We start from the raw sequence: 20655 nt of genomic DNA on the forward strand, positions 1-20655 counted from the left end.
CTTCAATGCCGGGTCCAGTCGGGCTTTATTCGCTTGACTATGGTTACTATCACCCATGAAACCGCAAGGGATGCGGCCATGATCCCCAGTGAGATGAAGGCGTTATTCAAAAGCGTTGGCCTGAGCAGCAGCACGAATCCGAGGCTGAGCATCATGATACCAGACACGAGCTTGAGAACCCGTCCCTGCCACTCGGTCAACTTCCGGCTGCCGAGGGTGATCGTAAAGATTCCCACGATAACTGCCAGTGGAATCACATAGACGACATTGTAAAACCCCAGATAGAGATAATGGGCCGATGGCGGCAGTTCGCGCAGGGTCAGAACCCGTGTGAATACCATGGGAAAGCCGGCGGTGCAGAGGAGTTCGTAACTGTTGGCGGCCAAGGCGAGCACTACGGTACCCGCCAGCATGGCTGGCAGGGTTCCTGCCCTGACAAGGTTCCTCATTCGTTCGAAGAGCCTGGGTTTTGCCTCTTCGGGGATGACGAGCGACACACCCTTTTCGAACAGAAAAAAGTCCTTCACGTTCATGGTTGCGATGATCAAAGCCGCGACGGCAGCCAGCACGGTAATCCAGGTCAGGTGTCCGGTTACCAGAAAGAGATTCAGCCAGGCCGCCATGAAGAGAAAATAGACCAAGCCGGAGAAAAAGACGAACACCCCGCCGATCAGTGCCATCTTGTGGCGGGAATGGGCATGAACCATGAGACTCAGGAGAAAGAGGAGCACAAAGAACGCGCAGGGGTTAAAGCTGTCGAGCGTTGCAACAGCGAGGGTGAACAAGGGCAGGGACAGTCTCTCGGCCGAAATGGTTCCGAGGAGAGGAAGGGTGAGCGGGGCCGCATTGCCGGCTCTGCCTTGTGTGTCGTTTTCGCCGGCTGGGTGGGATGTCGCGGCGCGTCTGACGATCTCCTGTTCCAGCTCACGACGGGTTTCATCTGAAAAACCGTCGAGCATCCTGTCGGCAATAATAAAGGTTGGGACCCCTTTAGCCTCTGTTCCCAGTTTACGGGACATGGTCATGAGGAGATTGAGGTTGTTTTCATTGTGCAGCACTTCGTAGGAGCGGATTTCCAGGCCGGGAAAGCGGTGGTGGGCGTCAGCGAGGTAGGTTTTGGCCCGTTCGCAATGGGGGCAGCCTTCACCCCAGAAATAGTAAAGGGTAACAGCCGGTGCCCGGGATGTCGCCTCTGCCCACGAGGCAAGAAGCATTGTCAGGCAGAGCAGGAGTGCGGCAACAGCGGGGAAAGGCGCCCATCTCGTTCTTGCCCTGATCATCGCTCGTCTCCCGCTCGGGCGCTGGGTATTTCTTCTTGTGTCTTCACCCGGCCCGAACTTGATATCTGTAGCAAGTGTACCACTCTGGAGCGGGCATTCATCTTTGTGGCATAAACCTGCGACCGATGGCTCCGGGCGATTGGGTATGTATGTAAGTTTAATGCTTGTTGAGCTGATAGGTGAGATATTGCTGTCTATCTGTCCTGAATATTTTAATTATTTTACTTCTACGTCACGTATGCCGGCGGGTCTCCAGGCAGGGGCGATAACGTGTGAGCAGTTGTCTTGTCCCAGCAGGGTGCCAAAGGTGACGGCGGTGTCGCCGAACCGGTCGTTAACCTGGTCCATGGCTTGCGAGAGGGTTGTGAGCCGCTGTTCTTCCGGGAAGAGGGGGAGCTGTTCCGAGGCGTGCACAAGGTTGCTGATGGCCACGCCCAGGAGTCGTATTGGTTGCGTTAAGTGGAGGGTGTCGAGCAGTGCAGTGGCGGCTCGATAAATGTCTCCGCTTCGATTCAATGGTGAGGGGAGGGTTTCCTGGCGGCTGAACGTGGTGAAGTCGGCATACCGTATTGTCAGGGTAACTGTTTTCCCTTTGGTTTTGTAGCGGCGCGCGCGGCGTCCAACCATCTCTGACAGCATAAGCAGGTATTTATGTATATCTTCTTTGCTGGTGAGGTCGTGGTCCAGTGTTGTGCTGTGGCTGACGCTTTTAACTTCTTCTTCCGTTGTGGTCGGTATTACGGGGGAGTCGTCAATGCCCTGTCCCATCTGTGTGAGGCGTGCTCCCATGATACCGAAATGTCGGGTAAGTATCTCCGGGCTGAAGTGTCCCAGGTCGTTACAGGTTGAAATGCCAAGGTATTTCAGTCGTTGTTCGGTGGATGGACCTATTCCGCAGAGGTTGCGGATCGGGGTCGTTTTCATGAGTGAAGCCACGTTTTCGGGTGGGATAATGGTGAGGCCGTCAGGCTTTTGCATGTCCGAGGCGAGTTTTGCCAAAAGCTTGTTTGGAGCAATGCCGATGGAGCAGGTGAGTCCGAATCGGTCCCGGATGCGGGCTTTAATCTCGCGGGCAATCACGTCGGCGCTGCCGAAAAGTCGAAGCGAACCGGTCAGGTCGAGAAAGGCTTCGTCAATGGAAAAGACTTCCACGAGGGGGGTAAATTGCCCGAGCATTTCGAAGATCAGTTTTGAAATACGAGTGTATTCCCGGTTGTTGCCGATAACGAGGATCAATTCCGGGCAGAGACGTTTTGCCTCGTGAGTTGTCATGCCCGTGCCGACCCCGTGGGCGCGAGCCTCGTAGGATGCGGTGGTGATGATGGTGCGCGCGCCTGAGCCGATAACCGCAACCGGCTTTCCCTGGAGGGATGGGTCTGCTTGTTGCTCGACAGAGGCAAAAAAGGCGTTCATGTCCAGATGGAGGATGGTTCGATGATTGCTCATGTTCGAGTGCCAGAGTATATGCTTACCTGTGTATTGCAAAATCTGTGCATTAACTCACGCGTCGGTAAATACCCACAACTTTGCCGATTATCCATGCCTGCTGTTCCCCGCTCCGAACTATGATGGGGGCCAAATTGGGATTTTCGGGCTGAAGCCGGATATGGTCCACTCCCTGGTAGAAACGTTTTAGTGTTGCTTCGCCGTCGATCATGGCTACCACGATGTCGCGGTTTTCCGCTGTTTGCTGGGGACGGACCAGGGCCAGGTCCCCTTCGATGATTGCGGCGTTGACCATGGAATCACCCTTGACTCTGAGAAAAAAGGCACCTCCTTTGACCAGGGACTGATCAATCGAGATGTGTTCCTCGATTTCCTCTGTGGCGATCTGGGGAACCCCGGCCCGCACAACCCCGATCACGGGTAACGAAACGGTAGGGGGGCGTTGTGTCTGCCCAGTAAGAGTTATGCCGCGCGAGTTCCCCGGTTCTCGCCGGAGGTAGCCTTTCCGGGCAAGAGCCTCAAGGTGTTTTGCAATGCCCAGTGTGCCGCTCACGTTCAGGTGGCGGGCTATTTCCCGCATGGTCGGAGGATAGCCGTGGCGATCCACGTGGGCGGTTATGAACTCAAGCACGGTGCGCTGGCGAGAGGTAAGTGTTTCCATGGGGACGGCCCTCTTGTTGGTTGACATATGTCAACCTATCATGAAAAAAACAAAGGTGTCAAGGATGTGAAACAGTGAGCGGAAATTGCCTCTTGGATAGTGTCAGGCAACGGGGCAGGGGGAAAAGGTTCGTGAAGGATGGTGTGTGATGGCGCGGATAGGGGAAAACGGTGCGGGGGCATCCCCCCCGTGCGCCCGGATTTAACGCACGGGGGGTAGAGATCGGCTATTCCTTGATAAAGACTGCCAGCTCGACGTGATCCCCCTCGGCCAGGCATGCGGGGAAGCACAGGCAGAGGTGATCGGCCGGCGGAACGATGCCCGCGGATGCCTCAACGACCCTGGGTGGCGCGATTTCGATTGATTTGCCGAGTTGAGCCGCCTTGGCGGCTATGTTGCCGCATACCACGTTGATGAATTCCATCACCGTGTCGTCCAGAACTTCTTTGGGCTCTTCGTCCACATCGGCTTCCTTGAGGATTGCCCTGGCGATTCTGGCCTGGGCGTCCGTCGACACTCCCATGAGGTAGCACCCGGAGACGTCGCCGGAGAAATCCATGGCCGCGTAGACATCCTTCCTGGGCAGCCGGTTCGCCATGAAGCACGGCTCGGGACGGAAGGTGAGAAGCGCCACCCGGGTAAGCATCTTGTGGGAGAGGTCGACCACCATTTCCCAGATGTTCGGGTTCGCAAGGCCGGCCGGGATGTTTACCGTGTCAGTGGCATACTGGGCTTGATCTGCCTTGAATTCGTCCAAATAGCGGGGAAGGTCGGCGGCGGAAAGCCCGCCGACCTTGACCAGGGCTTCCCCGATGTAAAGGTGGCCGTTCTTTTGGCGGGTGAGCACCTGCTGCATCTGGTCTGCGGTGAGAAGTTCCAGCTTGACGGCCATGTCGCCGAAGCGCAGGTCTTCGCACCGCTGGGCGTTGTGGACTTTTTCGATGTCGGCATCGGTCAGAAGCCCCATTGCCATGGCCGTGGCGCCGAAGCTCAGGTTTACCGATTCCTGCAATTCTATGGCCTGCAGCAGAACTTCCCGCGTTACCACTTCCTTTTCAACGAGAAACTGTCCGAAAAACTTGACCGCCATGTCCGGTCCTCCCTGCGAGATTGATGGATAAGGGGGCGAGCCGGGTTAGAGCTCGCGGAGGATCTTCAGTACATTGTCAGCCTCGAAAGGCTTGGAGATGACAGTCCGGGCTCCGAGCCGCAGGGCTTCGGTAAATTTGTCGCCGACTCCACCCAGGGAGGTGACCATCACGACCTTGATGTTCTTGTCAAGGGCCACCAGGGTCCGCAGGGCCGTGAGTCCATCCATGCCCGGCATGTTCATGTCCATGCAGATGATGTCCGGGTGCTCGGTCTGGTGCATGCGGATGGCCTCCATGCCGTTCTTTCCGTGTCCGACCACCTGGAATTCCCCGCTTTCCGAAAGAATCTTGTCAAGCTGACGGGCCACCGAGATGCTGTCGTCCACAATGAGAACTTTTTTCATGCATTCCTCCTTCCTATGGTCACGCCGAACGCGTTTGATTTCTCCACACATAATTTCATATCGGCAGGTTGCCCGTTTCGTTTAGCAAAAAAACAGCCGGAGACGGGCTCCGGCTGTTTTTGGCGGGTGACGGTGAGATTGTGTCTGTTTAATTTAAGGGGTTACGAGACGTCTCGCCAGGAGGGTGGCGGAGTGCTCTACGGCAATGCCGGTTCCGGCGGCTTCCAGCCCCCCTTCGATCTGAAGTTTGCAGCCGGGGCAGTCCACGGCCACGGTAGGCGCACCGGTTTCCCTGATGGTCTCCATTTTGTTTTTCAAGACCTCCTGGGAAATCTCGGGGTACTTGATGGAATAGGAACCGCCGAAGCCGCAGCACTTGTCGCAGTCGGTCATCTCGACGATCTCCGCGCCGACAAGCTCCCTGAGTACTCTGCGCGGTTCCTCGTGTACCCCGCATCCCCGCTTGAGGTGGCAGGCGTCATGGTAGGTAACGGTCACTTTCCCGCCTTTCACGGCTTCGAGCCCAGGAATCCCGACGTCCGCCTTCCGCGCGGCCAGTTCGGAGAAGTTGAAGGTCTTGGCTGCCAGGCGCTCCGCCTTTTCACGCCATGGGGGCTCGGCCGACAAAAGCTTGGGAAAGTCATAGCGCAATGACATGGTGCAGGTGGGACAGATGGTGACCACGTAGTCCGCATCCTCCTCCAACAGCACGTCGATGTTCATTTTTGCCAGGTCTCGAGCAACCCCCATCTCTCCTGAATAGCGGGCCGGTATGCCGCAACAGCTCTGCTTCTGCGGGAACGAGACTTCATAACCGAGGGCTTCCAGGCTCTTGACGGTATCCAGGCACATCTCGGGGTAGACGAAATCGGCCAGGCAGCCGGAATAAAAAAGCACTTTTTCCCGGGACGCTGCACCCTGCTTTTTTGTTCCCGGCTGTTCCGCGATCAGGTCGCGGAACGGTTTCTCGGCAATGGGGGGAAGGGAGCGGTTGGCTGTTTCGCGGTTGAGAATGAGCGGCAGGTGCCGGATGCGCCCCCCTTCGCTCTGGAACGGTTTTTGTGCCAGATATGCGGCGCGCAGGGTTGCGTGAAAGAGTGCACGGTTTTTCATGAGGGTGCCGAAAAGGAATTTTTGCCCGGCGGGCTTTCGGATCTTGTCCCGCAGATCCACGATGAGCCCTTCGATATCGATCTTTGCCGCGCAGACTTCGTTGCACTTGCGACAGCCAATGCAGAGCTTGAGGATGTCTTCGGCCTTGTCGAGGCCGTGGAAGAAGGGGGTCAGCACCAGCCCGATCCCCCCCACGTAGATATGGCCGAACACGTGGCCGCCGACGATTTCGTAAATAGGACAGACATTGGCGCAGGCACCACATTTGACACAGGCCAGGGCTTCAGAAAAGTCCGGATCGGCCGCCAGCCGGGTCCGGCCGTTGTCGAGCAGCACGATGTGGAGTTCCCGTCCTTCGCCCGTGGGGCCTTTGATGAAGGATACGTAGGAGGTTATCTTTTGTCCTGTGGCGTTCTTGGGGAGGATGGTGATCACGTCCAGGGCTTCGGAGAGGGTGGGAACGATTTTGTCTACCCCCACCAGGGCGATGTGGATACGGGGAAGGGTTGTCACGAGTCGGCCGTTCCCTTCGTTGGTGACTATGCCGATGGCACCCGAATCGGCCATCGCCACATTGGCTCCCGACAGTCCGACCTGTCCGGAGAGGAAGCCGTCGCGCAGCGTTTCCCGGGCAACCCTGACCAGATGCGGGATGTCCGGCGGGCAGTCACGGCCCGTTTCCCGGCTGAAAAGTTCCGCCACATCCTCACGGTTCTTGTGGATGGCGGGCATGACCATGTGGGAGGGGCGTTCGCCGGCCAGCTGGATGATCCACTCGCCCAGGTCGGTTTCCAGGCAGGTTACCCCGTTGTTTTCCAGGTAGTGATTCAGCTCGATCTCCTCGGAGGTCATGGCTTTTGATTTTACGAGGAAGTCCGTACCGGCCTTGCGAATGATCTCCAGGATGGTCCGGTTCGCCTCTTCGGGGGTGGCGCAGAGGTGAACCGATGCTCCGGACCGCTCGGCGCTGGCGGTAAATTCTTTCACCATCTCCGGCAACCGTGCAAGCCCCTGCTTTTTGAAGGCCGCTATCCTCGACCGAAGCGCCTCGAAATCAACCCCTTCAAAGGCCTTGGCCCGAGCCACCGGATAGGCTGCGGCAAAATTCTTAAGTGCTTTGCGCAGAAATGCGTCGTTGATTTTTTGTCTGATAACGTCCCGAGCCATTACCTATTCTCCTTCGATGATCAGGATGTGGAGCTCCTTGGGGCCGTGCACGCCAATGGTGAGAACCCGCTCAATGTCGGCAGTGCGGCTCGGGCCGGTTATGAGGGAGAGATAGCGCGAGCCACCTTCAGCCAGGAGTCCGCCAAGCCGCTCGCCCAGTGCGGAGAGGGTCGGCACGATGGTTGACGCTCTTAGAATTACCGCGTGTACCAGTGGCAGGGCGGTTGCAGCCCGTTGCGCCGGAGCGGTCAGTTCCAGCAGCACGCTGCCGGTTTCGGCAATACCGGCGTCCGCCTCGCTGATACCCACTTCGGCATCGGCAAGCCTTTCGGGGGGGAGGGGAGTGATGGTTTCGATCATGGCGGCAAGCCGGGAGGATAGGCTCGACGACGCCACCAGTCGGTTCGCCGTCAGGTCCTGCAGATACCCGGCAACATCATCGAGATCGGTAAAGTGTTTTACCGTAGCGCCAACCGCTTCCGCCGCCACAGTGAAGGTCGAGATCATGGGCACCTCTGTAAGTTGTAATACCAACTCGTGTTTTGAGGATAGTTTACTATGGGCGAGAGTGTCAAGCGTATATATATGTGTCTTAAATTTGCCTTGACAGTGTTGCGGTGAATTTGATAGTTGGTATGACAAATAAACAGAACTTTATTTTATTTTTTTGGGTGGATGAGTCCGGCGGCCAATGGATGGCAGGCTCTTCCCACGCATCATACCCCTGAAGGCGCAGTGAAAGGAGAGTATTCAAATGCCATGGATTCAAGTGTACACGCCGGTCGCCGGGAACCTCGGGTTGTCTGCCCTCGTGGCAGCCATCCCCCTCGTTGTCATCTTCGTCTGTCTCGCCCTGCTCAAGATGAAAGCCCATAAGGCGGGGCTCTTGGCACTTGCTTCAGCCATGCTCATCGCCATCACCGTCTGGGAGATGCCTGCCAAGCTGGCGGGGCTTGCTACTGCCCAGGGGGCTGCCTTTGGCCTCTTCCCGGTCTTCTATATCGTTATAACCACTATATTTCTTTACAATATCACGGTTAAGGGAGGGCAATTCGAAATCATCCGGGCATCACTGGCCGGGGTGACTGCCGACCGGCGCCTCCAGGCACTGCTCATCGCATTCTGTTTCGGGGCGTTCATCGAGGGTGCCGCCGGGTTCGGCACGCCCGTGGCAATCGCGGGTGCAACCCTGGCGGGTCTCGGCTTTCAGCCCCTCTATGCCGCCGGTGTCTGCCTGGTGGCCAATACCGCGCCGGTCGCCTTCGGCGCCATCGGTATTCCGATTGTTGCCCTGGCCGGGGTCATGGGGTACGGTGATGACGGCATGATGAAGCTTTCCACCATGGTTGGCCGCCAGCTGCCATTCATCTCCGTCATTATTCCCTTCTACGTCATCATGATCATGGTCGGCTGGAAAAAAACCATCGAGATCCTTCCCGCCATCATCGTCTGTGGCGTTACATTCGCTCTGAGCCAGTGGGCTACCGCCACCTACCTTGGCCCCTATCTGCCGGATGTCACCGCTTCGCTGGCCTCTATCATCGCTCTCGTCCTCCTGTTGCGGGTATGGCAGCCCAAGACCATCTACACCTTCGCCCACGAGGCTCCCGTCACCGGCGCGACCGAACACCATTACACGGCTGGCGAGGTGCTCCGTGCCTGGTCTCCCTATCTTGCGCTCACCGTGATGGTACTTCTTTGGGGTATTCCTTCGATCAAGACCGTCTTGGAAAAGAGCACTGTGGAGATCGAGGTGAAGGGGCTCCACAACATGATCGTCAAAAAGGTGGCCAAGCCCGAAGATACCCTCACTAAAATAGCTGCCGCTTCCGCCGAGATCGATCGTCAGTTGACCCTGCTCTCGCCGGCCGATCCGAAGCAGGCCGCCATCGCTGCCAAGCTTTTGGAGCTCAAGGAGTTCGAAACCCAGCTCGCCGCGGTGGAGCAGGGGCTCGTGGGGCAGGGAGCTGTTCTTACCGATGAACGGCTCAAGGCCTGTGATATCGTGTCCAAAAAGATGGCCGAGACCCAGAAGCTCTGCAAGGAGCTCGTCAAGACCGCAGTTGTTCCCGCCAGTCAGTTCAAGCCTCTTGACAAGGCCCTGGCCGATCATCTCCCGCTCAAGGTAGCCGCAAAATACAAATTCAACTTCATGTCTGCCGCCGGCACCGCCATTCTGATCGCCGCCTTCCTTTCCGCTCTGATCTGCGGGGTGGGCTTTGGCGACACCTTCAGGATTCTCGGCAAGACCCTCTACGACATGCGCTTCCCGGCTCTCACCGTTGCCTCGGTCCTTGGCCTCGCCTATGTCATGAACGCGTCTGGTATGACCAATTGCCTCGGCCTCATCTTCACCAAAACCGGTCATTGGTTCCCCTTCATCGCACCGTTCCTCGGTTGGCTTGGCGTGTTTCTAACCGGTTCGGACACTTCGTCAAACGTGCTTTTCGGCGGTCTGCAGAAAGCCACTGCCGAGCAGCTCGGCATAAGCCCGATCCTCACCGGCGCAGCCAACACCAGCGGCGGTGTCATGGGCAAGATGATCTCGCCCCAGTCCCTGGCCGTGGCAACCGCGGCAACAGGCATGGTAGGGGAGGAGGGGACACTCTTCAGGTTTACCCTCAAGCATTCGATTTTCCTTACGATCCTGGTCGGGATAATCGTCTACTTGCAGGCGTATGTGCTTCAGTGGATGATACCCTAGTATCCTCTGCTGTCAGTCTTGTGAAGCAATGAAGAACTGACCGCTCGGGAGACACGTTTCATTGCTGGGTAACCTTGCATCGGGAGAGCATATATGGACGTTTCATTTATCAGCGAACTGAAGAACATAGTCGGCGAGGAACACACCCTCTCCGACAAGGAAAGTCTCGCCTGTTACGGCTATGATTCAACGCCTGAGTATGAAAGCCGGCCCGGAGCGGTGGTCCTTCCCGCCAACGAGGAGGAGATCTGCCGGATTATGGCCCGCTGCCATGCCGCAGGGGTCCCCGTGACTCCTCGCGGCTCCGGAACCAATCTGTCCGGAGGCTCTCTGGGCCGCCCCGAAGGGGTCGTCATTCAGACGAGCCGGCTGAACAGCATCGTTGAAATCGACGAGGAAAACCTGACCGCCACTGTCCAGCCCGGTGTTGTAACCAGCGCACTGCACCGGGCCGTTGAAGCGAAGGGCCTCTTCTATCCGCCCGATCCTGGCAGTATGAACATCTCTACGATCGGCGGCAACGTGGCCGAAAACGCCGGTGGCTTGCGGGGCCTCAAATACGGAGTCACTGCCGACTATGTCATGGGGCTCCACACCGCTCTACCCGACGGCAGCCTCCTGCGGACCGGCGGCAAAGCCGTAAAGGACGTTGCCGGCTATAACCTGAACCAGCTCCTCGTCTCTTCCGAGGGGACCCTCGGGCTCTTCACCGAAGTGACTGTTAAACTGATTCCCAAGCCCCAAGCCAAGAAGACGATGCTCGTCCATTTCCCGGTGCTGGAAAACGCGGCCCTGGCAGTCTCCCATATCGTGGCCGCCCGGGTCATTCCGGCCACACTTGAGTTCATGGACCGGGTCACGGTCAAGTGTATCGAGGATTACGCCAAGGTGGGCCTGCCCCTGGATGTGGAGGCCGTGCTCCTCATCGAAGTGGACGGTCATCCGGCCCAGGTGGAGGAAGACGCAGTCGCGGTCCGGCGGATCTGCGCCGAGCACCATTGTTCGTCGTTCCAGACCGCGGCCGACGCCGACGAGGCTCTCAAGCTCGCTACTGCCCGGCGGGTGGCCCTTTCGTCCCTGGCCCGGGTCAAGCCCACCACTATCCTTGAGGACGCCACTGTCCCCCGGAGCTGCATTGCCCCCATGGTCAAGTTCATCCAGGACACGGCCCGGAAGTACAATCTCACCATCGGCACCTTCGGCCATGCCGGCGACGGCAACCTTCATCCCACTTGCCTCACCGACGAGCGGGATAAGGATGAGATCGCCCGGGCTCACAAGGCGTTCGAGGAAATCTTTGATACGGCCCTCGCCATGGGGGGAACTATCACCGGCGAGCATGGCGTGGGGCTTTCCAAGAAAAAGTATCTCCCGCGGCTTGTGGGAGAGTCCGGGATACGGGTGATGCAGGGGATCAAGCAGGCATTCGATCCGGCGGGAATCCTGAATCCGGGGAAGGTGTTCTAGGGAGTATTCGATGGAATACGTAAAATTGATCAACTGCATGCGCTGCGGCATGTGTCTGCCCCAGTGCCCCACATACAAGGAGACATTTCTGGAAACCGCCTCTCCCCGGGGGCGGGTGGCGCTCATGCGCAAGATCGAGGAGGGCGATCTCGAGGTGAGCGAGCGGCTGCTGGAATACCTCTCGCTGTGTCTCGACTGTCAGGCATGCGCCTCGGCCTGCCCCTGTGGGGTAAATGCCGGCGAGATGGTGGCTGGCTACAGGTGCGAACGCAGGGACGGGAAAGAGCTGTCGACGATGGAAAACCTCATCCTCAGAAGGCTTTTGCCGCATCCCGACCGGCTTGAGGCCGCAACGGCCCCCATGCGCCTCTATCAGCGGACAGGCCTTCAGAAGGTTGTCCGCAAACTCGGCATCCTAAAGATGTTTCCCCCAACCCTTGAGCGGATGGAAGGACTCCTGCCGGAGCTTCCGGTCAAGCCCCTGCGCCAGACCATCGACGAGGTGACCCCGGCGGTGGGACCGGAGCGCGGAACAATCGGCTTTTTTCTCGGCTGTGTCATGAGCCTGGTCTTTTCCGAGGCAAGCTATGCAACGGTGAAGCTCCTCTCATCGCTTGGCTATCGCGTCGTCACGCCGAAGGCCCAAAAGTGTTGCGGCGCCCCCAACATGCTGTCGGGCGATCGGGAGGGGCTTCTGGATGCGGCGCGGTTCAATGTGGATCTCTTTGCCGGCCATAGGCTTGATTTCATTGTCACCGACTGCGGTGGTTGCGGAGCCGAGCTCAAGAAATACGGCCATCACCTGGAAGATGACAGCCGGGCCGCGACCTTCAGTGCCCAGGTGCGCGACATCACGCAGGTCCTGGCCCTTCACGCCGACGAGCTGAAGGCGAAGCTTAACCCTCTGTCGCTCAAGGTGACTTACCACGATCCCTGTCACATCGCCCACTGTCAGGGGATACGCCAGGAGCCCCGCACGCTGCTCAGGATCGTGCCGGAGCTCGATTTCCGCGAGCTTCCCGAGGCCGATGCCTGCTGCGGCAGTGGTGGTACGTACAACATCGAGAAGCCGGAGATGTCCGACCGCGTGCTGCGCCGCAAGGTGGAGAACATCAAGGCCACTGGGGCCGACGTTCTCGTCACTGCCAACCCCGGCTGTCTTCTCCAGCTTCGTAAGGCCTTGGCCCAGGAGACGCCGCCCATCCGGGTACTGCATGTCACTGAGGTGCTTGCAGCAAGCCTCTTGCCCCCATTACTCTGAACAGTCACCAGCCGATTCGGGGGCAGTTGTTCGCCCCCGGATGTCCTGCTACACCAGTACGTTTGAATGCTCCTCTGACCGCTTGCTCAGGATAATACTGATTGCCTTCGGTTGAGCTATGGTGTATTCATATCCGGTCATATGATTAATGTCTCATCCGGAAGCCCGCCATGAACTTCAAGCCGATCAAGCCCAAAAAAATATCAACCCAAATCGCCGAGCAGATCCGCAGCTCCATTCTTGCCGGCGAATTCACCCCAGGGGAAAAGCTTCCACCTGAGCGTGAGCTGGCAGAGATGTTCGGCGTTTCGCGTCCGTCGGTCCGCGAAGCCCTCAATATTCTGGCTGCAGCAGGTCTTGTGGAGTCGTACCAAGGGGGCGGGACTATCGTCAAATCCCTCATGGATGCCGCGTCTGGGCCGCCTCTGTCCGAGATTATCAAGGTCGAGCAGGAGAGGGCGCTGGATGTCATCGAAGTCCGCAAATGCATGGAGGCATGGACTGCCTATTATGCCGCCCAGCGTGCGCTACCCGATGATGTCCGTAAACTTGAAGGAATCGTCTGGAATATGGAGGCAAACCTTAACGGTCTCAAGCCTTCCGAGGATTTGGATGCCAATTTCCACATTGTGATTGCCCGTTCAACCCACAATGTGGTCTGGCTCCACCTGATGCAGACTATTTTCGAGGCCATGAAGGAGTTCCAGCGCAGTGTCTGGCGGGCCGTTTACCTTACCGAAGAGGACCACAGGACGCTCTTTGCTCATCATAAAGCCATCTTCGAGGCGATACGCGACAAAGATTGCGAGCGTGCCCGCAACGCCATGCTCGGCCATCTGACATTCGCCGAGAAGCGGAGCAGTATCTATGTAAACCAGTCCCGCCAGGACCGTTGATAACTTTTCCGGCTTTAACAAACAAATAAGGGGCGCGCCGTTTCATGTGGCGCGCCCCTTATTTGTTTGTGTGGGTAAGTATCGGCGTATAAGTGGTGAGCGTTAGGTAAAAGAAAAGGCCCATCAGTAGATGGGCCTTCAATGTTGGTGCGGTAGAATGGACTCGAACCATCACGGGGTAACCCCCGCCAGCCCCTCAAGCTGGTGCGTCTACCAATTCCGCCACTACCGCAAACCTTCTATTGTCTAAACAGTGATGATATCTGGTGCTTCGTCATCAAGAACTCACTTTTTAGCATTATCTTTACCTGGGTGTCAACTGCTTTTTTTAAAAATTCCTATTTTGCAGGTGCTGCCGGTGCCGGTACCGCCGGTTGCGCGGGAGCCGGCTGGGTCTGTTGAGGTTGTGCCGGCGGTGCAGCCGGTTTGGGAGCCGGAGCCGACACGCCTTTGGCGGGCATGATGGACGAGGTTTCCGCACGTCCGGACAGATACGCGAGGGTAAGGGATGTCAGCATGAATATGATGGCCGCGGCAGTGGTGAGCTTGCTAAGGAAGGTTGTTCCCCCGCTGGCACCGAAGACCGACTGGCTGCCGCCCGCACCGAACGATGCGCCCATTTCGGCTCCCTTGCCAGACTGGAGCAAAACGATTCCGATAAGTGCAAGACAGACGAGAATGTGAAGAAACGTCAAAAAGATCATCATAATGCCAACTCCACTGTATGTAGTAACCTGCAATCCATACCACAGGTTAGTTGAAAAGCCAAGTCCTAACTTGGCGTTCTTTCGTGTTTACATGCTGAACGAGGCAATCGCCGCAAAAGAGTCCGCCTTGAGGCTGGCTCCTCCCACCAGGGCGCCGTCGATATCGGGTTGGGTCATGAGCCCCTTGATGTTCTCTGGCTTTACGCTGCCCCCGTAAAGGATGCGAACCGCCTCTGCTGCCGGTTTGCCGAGAAGTTCGGACACCACCCCTCTGATGAAGGCGTGAGCCTCCTGGGCTTGGGCGTCCGTGGCGGTTTTTCCGGTGCCTATGGCCCATACCGGCTCATAGGCGATGATGACGTCTTTGAGGTCGTCGGCGGATAGCCCGGCCAGTCCGCCGTTCAGCTGCGTCCGCAGCACGTCGAACGTCGTGCCTGCTTCGCGCTCTGCCAGGGATTCTCCGATGCAGGCAATGGCCGCGAGTCCTGCTTTGAGGGCGGCCTTGATCTTACGATTCACGGTTTCGTCTGTTTCGCCGAAATACTGGCGGCGCTCCGAATGGCCGATAATGACGTGGCTGCATCCGGCATCCACGAGCATGCCAGGGGAAATCTCGCCGGTGTAAGCCCCTTCCTCTTCCCAGAAGCAATCCTGGCCGGCGAGCTTGATGGCTGAGCCGTCCAGGGCGCCCTTTACGGCGGCCAGGACGGTGAAGACCGGAGCTACGACGATTTCGACCCCTTGGACGTCCTTCACCAGGGAAACAAGTCCATTGACCAACTCACGGGCTTCGGCGCGTTTTTTGAACAGCTTCCAGTTTCCTGCAATGACAGGTGTTCTCATGGCCGCTCCTCCTATTTTCCGTTTTCTTCCAGCACCTTGATGCCGGGAAGTTTCTTGCCTTCGAGGAGCTCAAGGAAGGCGCCGCCGCCGGTGGAGATGTAACTGATCTTGGCATATTCGCCGGCGCGGTGGACCGCCGAGTCAGTGTCGCCCCCGCCGACTATGGTAAGGGCGTAGGAGTTGGCCACGGCAGTCACCATGGCAAAGGTGCCGCGGGAGAAGGCATCCATCTCGAAAACCCCCATGGGGCCGTTCCAGATGATGGTCTTGGCGCTCTGGAGTGCCTCGGTGAAGAGGGCAACCGTGGCAGGGCCGATATCTAGCGCCATCCACTCTTCGGGGATCTCCTGTATGGTGGTTACCTTGGTCTCGGCCTCGGGGTTGAACCGATCGGCAGCCACGCAATCAACGGGGAGGTAGAACTTGATCCCCTTTTCACGGGCTTTAGCGTAGGTTGAGCGGGCCGTTTCGATCAGGTCCTCCTCCACCAGCGACTTGCCTACGTTGTAGCCGAGGGCCTTCAGAAAGGTGAATGCCATGCCGCCGCCGATGATGATTTTGTCCACCTTGTTGAGAAGGCTTTCGAGAACTTCCAGTTTGCCCGAGACTTTGGCCCCGCCCAAGATAGCGACCAAGGGGCGAATCGGCTTTTGCATCGCCTTTTCGAAGTAATTCATCTCGTTCTTCATGAGAAACCCGGCCGCAACTACTTGAAAGAACTTTGTTATCGCTTCAACCGACGCATGAGCCCGGTGCGAGACGGCAAAGGCATCGTTCACGTAGATCTCGCAGCCGTTGGCCAGTTCACGGGCAAAGTTTTCGTCGTTTTTCTCCTCGCCTTCATAGAAACGCACGTTTTCCAGCATGATGATGTCGCCGGATTTCATGGCGTCGATCATCTGCCGTACTTCGCCGCCGATGCAGTCGGGCGCCAAGAGTACCTCTTTGCCCAGGAGCCGCGAGAGACGCTTTGCCGCCGGGGTCATGGAATACTTGGGCTTGCGCTCTCCCTTTGGGCGTCCCAGGTGAGAGGCGAGGACCACTTTCGCGCCGGCATCGAGGGCAAAGTTGATCGTAGGGAGGACAGCCCTGATGCGCGTGTCTTCAGTGATGTTCTGATGTTCGTCTAAAGGAACGTTGAAGTCGACTCTGATGAAGACCTTTTTGTCTTTCAGTTCAGGTAGTTCGTCAATATAGCGGATTGCCATGGTTTCCTCCCGGTAGATAGTTGTCAGTAATGCAGGGGGGCAGGGTCGGTTCGACTGGCGGGTAAAAGAAAAGGGGGGATTGAGCCCCCCCCTTTTCGTGTGAATCCGATTTACTTGGACGCGATGAGCTTCATCAGGTCCACGACCCGGTTGGAGAAACCGGTTTCATTGTCATACCACGAAAGGACCTTTACCATGGTGCCGTCAATGACCTTGGTGCTCAGTGCGTCAACGATGGAGGAGTGGGTGGTGCCGTTGAAGTCGATGGAGACCAGGGGCTCTTCCTCGAACCTGAGGATTCCCTTGAGGCTCCCTTTGGCGGCTTTCTTGAGAGCTGCGTTCACTTTTTCGGCATCAGTCTTCTTCTTGAGTGTGACCACGAGGTCGACCACCGAGACGTTGGGGGTCGGTACGCGGATGGCCATGCCGTCCAGTTTCCCTTTCAGTTCCGGAAGAACGAGGGAGACCGCCTTGGCAGCACCGGTGGTGGTCGGGATCATGGACATGGCCGCGGCCCGGGCGCGACGCAGGTCCTTGTGAGGGAGATCGAGAATCTGCTGGTCGTTGGTGTAGGAGTGAACCGTGGTGACCAGTCCTTTTTCGATGCCGAAGGTTTCATGGAGAACCTTTGCCACGGGGGCGAGGCAGTTCGTGGTGCAGGATGCGTTGGAGATGATATTGTGTTTCTTCGGATCATAGGCGTCGTGGTTGACCCCCATGACGATGGTGATGTCTTCGTTGGTGGCAGGAGCCGAGATGATGACCTTCTTGGCGCCGGCCTTCAGGTGGAGTTCGGCTTTTTCACGTGCTGTGAACAGGCCTGTCGCTTCCAGGACCACGTCGATCTTCATCTTTTTCCACGGAAGAAGTTCGGGGTTTCTCTCGGCGATGATGGTGATGGGCTTGCCGTTCACGACGATTGCGCCATCGCCCACCTCAACCTTGCCGGGGAACGGACCGTGGACCGAATCGTATTTAAGAAGGTGAGCCAGGGTCTTGGCGTCGGTGAGGTCGTTGATGGCAACAATCTCAATACCCTTCTCCTTGGCAGCCGCGCGGAGCACGGAGCGTCCGATCCTGCCGAAACCGTTGATTGCAACTCTGAGAGCCATTGAATCCTCCTGTCGCGTGATGTGAGAGCTCGGCGAGCCTTTAGTATACAAACCTCACAATCATATAGAGTTGCGGGCCGAGCGTCAACCGTTTTGTACCGCCAGAGCCGTTCCCTCGCTGCATTGGACGGGACAGCCTCTTGTATAAAAAAGATGAGAAGGTTATGAAAGTTGTGCTACTATAAGCCCGTCAAGAACGATCGCTTTCTCCGTCCTTGTTCATACGGTTCCATGAAAAATACCCTTGAAAAGCGAATAATCCTTTTTTCATTCATCATTCTGTTTCTCACGATTGCCGCCAACTCGGGCATGGATGTCGTGGGGTTCAGGCGTGACTATATTCAGGCGCTGATCCTGCGATCGCAAAGCCTCGGAACTTCCTTGCGCGGGAGTATCGAGAAGGTTGTCGGTCTCGGCATCGACATTAGGGACATCGAGGGCCTGAGCGAAAAATGTCGGGATCTGGTCAACTCCAGCCCCGAAATCGCCTATTGCGTCATTACGGACAGCGAAAGTTCAGTTCTGTTTCTCAACGATCCCGTCTATCGCTCCCTACGCTTCGACATCATCAAGAAGGCTTTTACCACCCGACTAGACCAGAGTATCCATCTGATCGGGGAGGATGGAGCCTATTACGATACGGTGACGCCGGTCCGTTCATCGGATGGCAAGCAGGTGGCGCTCATCCACATCGGTTTCTCGCAAAAGGTGGTGGATCAGAAGGTTGAGGGGATCATCCTCCGTTCCGTGATGGTGCTCGGACTCTTTTTTCTGATCTCTTTCTCTCTGGTGGTTATTTTTGTCAAGAAAAGCATTGTTCAGCCCATTTCCGCCCTGTTGGGCGGGGTGAAAAAGATCACTGAAGGGAACTTCGATCACCGGATCGACGAGCTGTCCGTATATGAGTTCAACGAGCTGGCCCGTAATGTGAACGTCATGTCAGAGGCCCTGGGAAACCGCGAGGAGGAGATCAAGCACAACTACCAGGAGCTTGAGAATATCCACAACGATCTCCATTCGTCATACCTCAAGCTGGAAAGCCTTAGTCTCGAACTGGAGAAGAGCGAGGAGCTGTACAAATCTCTGCTGGAAGACGCCAGTGACGCCATCGTTGTCGTGGATGAGAACGAGATCGTCAAGATGGTGAATAAGATGGCGGAGGAATTTTTCGGCCACAGCTCAGAGGAAGTCGTCGGTCTGCCCCTGAGCAGGATGCTTGTCCTGGTTAAAACCCACAATATCCCCATTGTCTACAATTTTTTCCAAGAGGTGGGGAAGGGGAGGCATGTGGCGGAGGAGATCCGCTTCTCGCGAGTGGAAGGTGAACAGATTGTGGGACTCATTCACGCCAACACCGTTACCATTGGCTCCGAGCGCCTCATTCAAGCCATCATCCGTGACGTAACCCGTGAGCGGGAGATCCTTTTCAACCTGGAAAAAAGCGCCACTGACCTGGCCCGCCTCAATAAGATGAAGGACTCATTCCTGGGGATAGCCTCCCACGAGCTCAAAACGCCACTCACCGTGATCATGGGGTATGCGGAGCTGATCCTTTCCGATATGAGCGGCAAGGTCGACCGGAATGTGATCGACATGGTGCAGAACATCTCTAATGCTGCTGCTCGGCTCGACAATATCGTCAAGGATATGGTCGACATTTCGATGATCGACGAAAGACGGCTCCGGCTCAAGCTCGACGATGTCGATGTGAACCGGCTGGTCGAGGACTCCATGAACGAGCTCCGCTTTTTCGTCTCAATGCGCAAGCAGAAGCTGGTCGGTGAACTGGATGAGACGGTCCCCCGGATCAAGGGAGACCCTGTGCGACTCATGCAGCTCATGTCTAACGTCATCGGCAACGCCATCAAGTTTACTCCCGATGGCGGCCGGATCACTGTTTCCACCCGGACCAAGTACCTGCTTCGCTCCAAGCAGGCGCCGATTCCGGAGCTGGTCAAGCCGTTGGTCAATATCGGCAAGGAACAGCATCTTTACGTCGAAATCACCATCACAGATACCGGCATCGGTATCGACATGGATGACCAGCTCCGGATATTCGACAAATTCTACGAGGTTGGAAACATTGAAGAGCACAGTTCGGGCAAGGTGGCATTCAAGGCGCGCGGCGCGGGTCTGGGGCTTTCCATTGCCAAGGGAATAGTCGAGATGCACGGCGGCGAGATATGGGTCGAGTCACCCGGCTACAACCCCGAGCAATTTCCCGGCTCAACCTTTCACATTGTGCTGCCTCTGAATCCCATCACCGGAGATGGAAGCATTGATTACCTCAATCTGCTTGAGTGACCTTCGCGACTCTGACCGGAGCCGGTATCCGGCAGCCGTTGCCCGTTAAAAAATTTTTCCGCCTTTCACCTTGAATCATTCCCCCTGTTTCCTGTATATAAGATAGGTTGAGCTGTTCGCTTGCCGGTAGTACCAAAGGCCATGAATGGAGGGTGTGTGAGGGTTTGTCTCCTCGCCAGCGGGAGCAAAGGCAATTCCCTGTTCATCGAGACCGGCGAGAGCAGGATTCTCATCGATGCGGGCCTCTCGGCCCGAGAACTGGTCCGCAGGCTTTCCCTCATCGGGGTTGAAGCCGCCCATCTTGATGCACTGTTCATCAGTCACGAGCATACGGACCATGTACGGGGGGCCGGAGTTCTGGCCAGGAAGTGCCGGATACCGGTTCACGTGAGCTATCCGACACACCGGGAGATCAGCGGCCAGATCCATGGAGTCGACGTGACTGAGTTCGAGTCGGGCTACTCCTTTACGTTTCGCGACCTACTCGTTGACCCCTTCCGTATAACCCACGACGCCTGCGATCCTGTGGGCTTCACCGTCGAGAGCAGGGAGGGCAAGGTGGGGATTGCCACCGATCTGGGGACCGCAACCCGACTCGTGGCTGACAAGCTTGCAGGCTGCCGGGCTTTGGTTGTGGAGTCGAATCACGATGAAGGGATGCTGATGGACGGTCCCTATCCCTGGCACTTGAAACAGCGGATCAAGTCCCGTCACGGACATCTATCCAACAACGATACAGCGGCCCTCCTGGCCGAGGTGATCAACCCCGGACTGGAGGGACTTTTTCTTGCCCACCTCTCGGAGGTAAACAACGATCCCGTCATGGCCCGCCAAGTGACCGCCAGTTTCCTGGCCGGGCAAAACATCTGCTCTCCACGCCTCGTTGTGGGCGATCAGTATCGGCCCAGCGAGCTTTTGAACATCTGACAGGCTGTTGCATGCGTCATGAGGAGACCGGGATGAACGGCGTACGTGAGTAGAAGATTCTGTC

17 protein-coding genes and 1 tRNA gene are annotated in these 20655 nt (G+C 57.1%); 6 read left to right on the forward strand and 12 right to left on the reverse strand.

The window, feature by feature from the left end:
- Nucleotides 1-2: 2 nt before the first annotated feature.
- The 7 genes from AABA48_RS05310 to AABA48_RS05340 all read right to left on the reverse strand — a co-directional run bounded on the left by AABA48_RS05310 (nucleotide 3) and on the right by AABA48_RS05340 (nucleotide 7669).
- On the reverse strand, nucleotides 3-1280 hold the full coding sequence (locus tag AABA48_RS05310) for a glutaredoxin family protein (protein ID WP_286349770.1): 1278 nt from the start codon (nucleotides 1278-1280) through the stop codon (nucleotides 3-5).
- 216 nt (nucleotides 1281-1496) lie between these two features.
- Nucleotides 1497-2726, reverse strand: a complete 1230-nt coding sequence (gene dinB / locus AABA48_RS05315) for a DNA polymerase IV (protein ID WP_286349769.1) — start codon at nucleotides 2724-2726, stop codon at nucleotides 1497-1499.
- 49 nt (nucleotides 2727-2775) lie between these two features.
- Complete coding sequence (gene lexA, locus AABA48_RS05320) at nucleotides 2776-3387, reverse strand: transcriptional repressor LexA (RefSeq protein WP_286349768.1); 612 nt, start codon at nucleotides 3385-3387, stop codon at nucleotides 2776-2778.
- A 226-nt stretch (nucleotides 3388-3613) separates the two neighbouring features.
- Nucleotides 3614-4477, reverse strand: a complete 864-nt coding sequence (locus tag AABA48_RS05325) for a chemotaxis protein CheX (RefSeq protein WP_286349767.1) — start codon at nucleotides 4475-4477, stop codon at nucleotides 3614-3616.
- Nucleotides 4478-4522: 45 nt separating this feature from the next.
- The gene (locus tag AABA48_RS05330; protein ID WP_010942264.1) at nucleotides 4523-4882 is read right to left on the reverse strand and encodes a response regulator; all 360 of its coding nucleotides are present in this window, start codon (nucleotides 4880-4882) and stop codon (nucleotides 4523-4525) included.
- Nucleotides 4883-5035: 153 nt separating this feature from the next.
- Nucleotides 5036-7162 carry an L-lactate dehydrogenase (quinone) large subunit LdhH gene (gene ldhH / locus AABA48_RS05335; RefSeq protein WP_286349766.1) on the reverse strand — a complete coding sequence of 709 codons (2127 nt, stop codon included), beginning with the start codon at nucleotides 7160-7162 and terminating at the stop codon, nucleotides 5036-5038.
- A gap of 3 nt (nucleotides 7163-7165) precedes the next feature.
- Nucleotides 7166-7669 carry a LutC/YkgG family protein gene (locus AABA48_RS05340; protein WP_286349765.1) on the reverse strand — a complete coding sequence of 168 codons (504 nt, stop codon included), beginning with the start codon at nucleotides 7667-7669 and terminating at the stop codon, nucleotides 7166-7168.
- 247 nt (nucleotides 7670-7916) lie between these two features.
- Between AABA48_RS05340 and AABA48_RS05345 the strand changes: the two genes are divergently transcribed.
- The 4 genes from AABA48_RS05345 (at nucleotide 7917) to AABA48_RS05360 (ending at nucleotide 13490) form a co-directional block, all read left to right on the forward strand.
- The gene (locus AABA48_RS05345) at nucleotides 7917-9866 is read left to right on the forward strand and encodes an L-lactate permease (RefSeq protein ID WP_286349764.1); all 1950 of its coding nucleotides are present in this window, start codon (nucleotides 7917-7919) and stop codon (nucleotides 9864-9866) included.
- A gap of 93 nt (nucleotides 9867-9959) precedes the next feature.
- On the forward strand, nucleotides 9960-11333 hold the full coding sequence (locus AABA48_RS05350) for an FAD-binding oxidoreductase (RefSeq protein WP_286349763.1): 1374 nt from the start codon (nucleotides 9960-9962) through the stop codon (nucleotides 11331-11333).
- A 10-nt stretch (nucleotides 11334-11343) separates the two neighbouring features.
- Nucleotides 11344-12594: a (Fe-S)-binding protein gene (locus AABA48_RS05355; RefSeq protein ID WP_010942269.1), complete on the forward strand. Its 1251-nt coding sequence runs from the start codon at nucleotides 11344-11346 to the stop codon at nucleotides 12592-12594.
- A 170-nt stretch (nucleotides 12595-12764) separates the two neighbouring features.
- The gene (locus AABA48_RS05360) at nucleotides 12765-13490 is read left to right on the forward strand and encodes a FadR/GntR family transcriptional regulator (protein WP_010942270.1); all 726 of its coding nucleotides are present in this window, start codon (nucleotides 12765-12767) and stop codon (nucleotides 13488-13490) included.
- Between the two features lie 145 nt (nucleotides 13491-13635).
- Here the strand turns inward: AABA48_RS05360 and AABA48_RS05365 are convergent.
- The 5 genes from AABA48_RS05365 to gap all read right to left on the reverse strand — a co-directional run bounded on the left by AABA48_RS05365 (nucleotide 13636) and on the right by gap (nucleotide 17360).
- Nucleotides 13636-13722, reverse strand: a tRNA-Leu gene (locus AABA48_RS05365).
- 106 nt (nucleotides 13723-13828) lie between these two features.
- Nucleotides 13829-14197 (reverse strand): preprotein translocase subunit SecG, encoded by a 369-nt coding sequence (gene secG / locus AABA48_RS05370; protein ID WP_010942271.1) that lies wholly within the window; start codon nucleotides 14195-14197, stop codon nucleotides 13829-13831.
- Between the two features lie 87 nt (nucleotides 14198-14284).
- Nucleotides 14285-15040: a triose-phosphate isomerase gene (gene tpiA, locus AABA48_RS05375; protein WP_010942272.1), complete on the reverse strand. Its 756-nt coding sequence runs from the start codon at nucleotides 15038-15040 to the stop codon at nucleotides 14285-14287.
- 11 nt (nucleotides 15041-15051) lie between these two features.
- Entirely contained in the window at nucleotides 15052-16248 is a 1197-nt protein-coding gene (gene pgk / locus AABA48_RS05380; RefSeq protein WP_286349762.1) for a phosphoglycerate kinase, read from the reverse strand.
- Nucleotides 16249-16358: 110 nt separating this feature from the next.
- Nucleotides 16359-17360 carry a type I glyceraldehyde-3-phosphate dehydrogenase gene (gap, locus tag AABA48_RS05385; protein ID WP_010942274.1) on the reverse strand — a complete coding sequence of 334 codons (1002 nt, stop codon included), beginning with the start codon at nucleotides 17358-17360 and terminating at the stop codon, nucleotides 16359-16361.
- A gap of 231 nt (nucleotides 17361-17591) precedes the next feature.
- On the opposite strand from gap, the gene AABA48_RS05390 reads away from it, so the two are divergent.
- Nucleotides 17592-19664: an ATP-binding protein gene (locus AABA48_RS05390; RefSeq protein ID WP_286349761.1), complete on the forward strand. Its 2073-nt coding sequence runs from the start codon at nucleotides 17592-17594 to the stop codon at nucleotides 19662-19664.
- 156 nt (nucleotides 19665-19820) lie between these two features.
- Nucleotides 19821-20591 (forward strand): MBL fold metallo-hydrolase, encoded by a 771-nt coding sequence (locus AABA48_RS05395; protein WP_286349760.1) that lies wholly within the window; start codon nucleotides 19821-19823, stop codon nucleotides 20589-20591.
- Nucleotides 20592-20655: the final 64 nt, after the last annotated feature.

This window comes from Geobacter sp. 60473 (genome assembly GCF_036323535.1).
Classification (GTDB): Bacteria; Desulfobacterota; Desulfuromonadia; order Geobacterales; family Geobacteraceae; genus Geobacter; species Geobacter sulfurreducens.

Coding starts and splice junctions, on each gene's coding strand:
- tpiA (WP_010942272.1), bottom strand. CDS start 15,040: ATGAGAACACCTGTCATTGCAGGAAACTGGAAGCTGTTCAAAAAACGC.
- gap (WP_010942274.1), bottom strand. CDS start 17,360: ATGGCTCTCAGAGTTGCAATCAACGGTTTCGGCAGGATCGGACGCTCC.
- dinB (WP_286349769.1), bottom strand. CDS start 2,726: ATGAGCAATCATCGAACCATCCTCCATCTGGACATGAACGCCTTTTTT.
- lexA (WP_286349768.1), bottom strand. CDS start 3,387: ATGGAAACACTTACCTCTCGCCAGCGCACCGTGCTTGAGTTCATAACC.
- AABA48_RS05345 (WP_286349764.1), top strand. CDS start 7,917: ATGCCATGGATTCAAGTGTACACGCCGGTCGCCGGGAACCTCGGGTTG.
- AABA48_RS05355 (WP_010942269.1), top strand. CDS start 11,344: ATGGAATACGTAAAATTGATCAACTGCATGCGCTGCGGCATGTGTCTG.
- AABA48_RS05360 (WP_010942270.1), top strand. CDS start 12,765: ATGAACTTCAAGCCGATCAAGCCCAAAAAAATATCAACCCAAATCGCC.
- ldhH (WP_286349766.1), bottom strand. CDS start 7,162: ATGGCTCGGGACGTTATCAGACAAAAAATCAACGACGCATTTCTGCGC.
- AABA48_RS05350 (WP_286349763.1), top strand. CDS start 9,960: ATGGACGTTTCATTTATCAGCGAACTGAAGAACATAGTCGGCGAGGAA.
- AABA48_RS05390 (WP_286349761.1), top strand. CDS start 17,592: ATGAAAAATACCCTTGAAAAGCGAATAATCCTTTTTTCATTCATCATT.
- AABA48_RS05340 (WP_286349765.1), bottom strand. CDS start 7,669: ATGATCTCGACCTTCACTGTGGCGGCGGAAGCGGTTGGCGCTACGGTA.
- secG (WP_010942271.1), bottom strand. CDS start 14,197: ATGATGATCTTTTTGACGTTTCTTCACATTCTCGTCTGTCTTGCACTT.
- AABA48_RS05330 (WP_010942264.1), bottom strand. CDS start 4,882: ATGAAAAAAGTTCTCATTGTGGACGACAGCATCTCGGTGGCCCGTCAG.
- AABA48_RS05325 (WP_286349767.1), bottom strand. CDS start 4,477: ATGGCGGTCAAGTTTTTCGGACAGTTTCTCGTTGAAAAGGAAGTGGTA.
- AABA48_RS05310 (WP_286349770.1), bottom strand. CDS start 1,280: ATGATCAGGGCAAGAACGAGATGGGCGCCTTTCCCCGCTGTTGCCGCA.
- pgk (WP_286349762.1), bottom strand. CDS start 16,248: ATGGCAATCCGCTATATTGACGAACTACCTGAACTGAAAGACAAAAAG.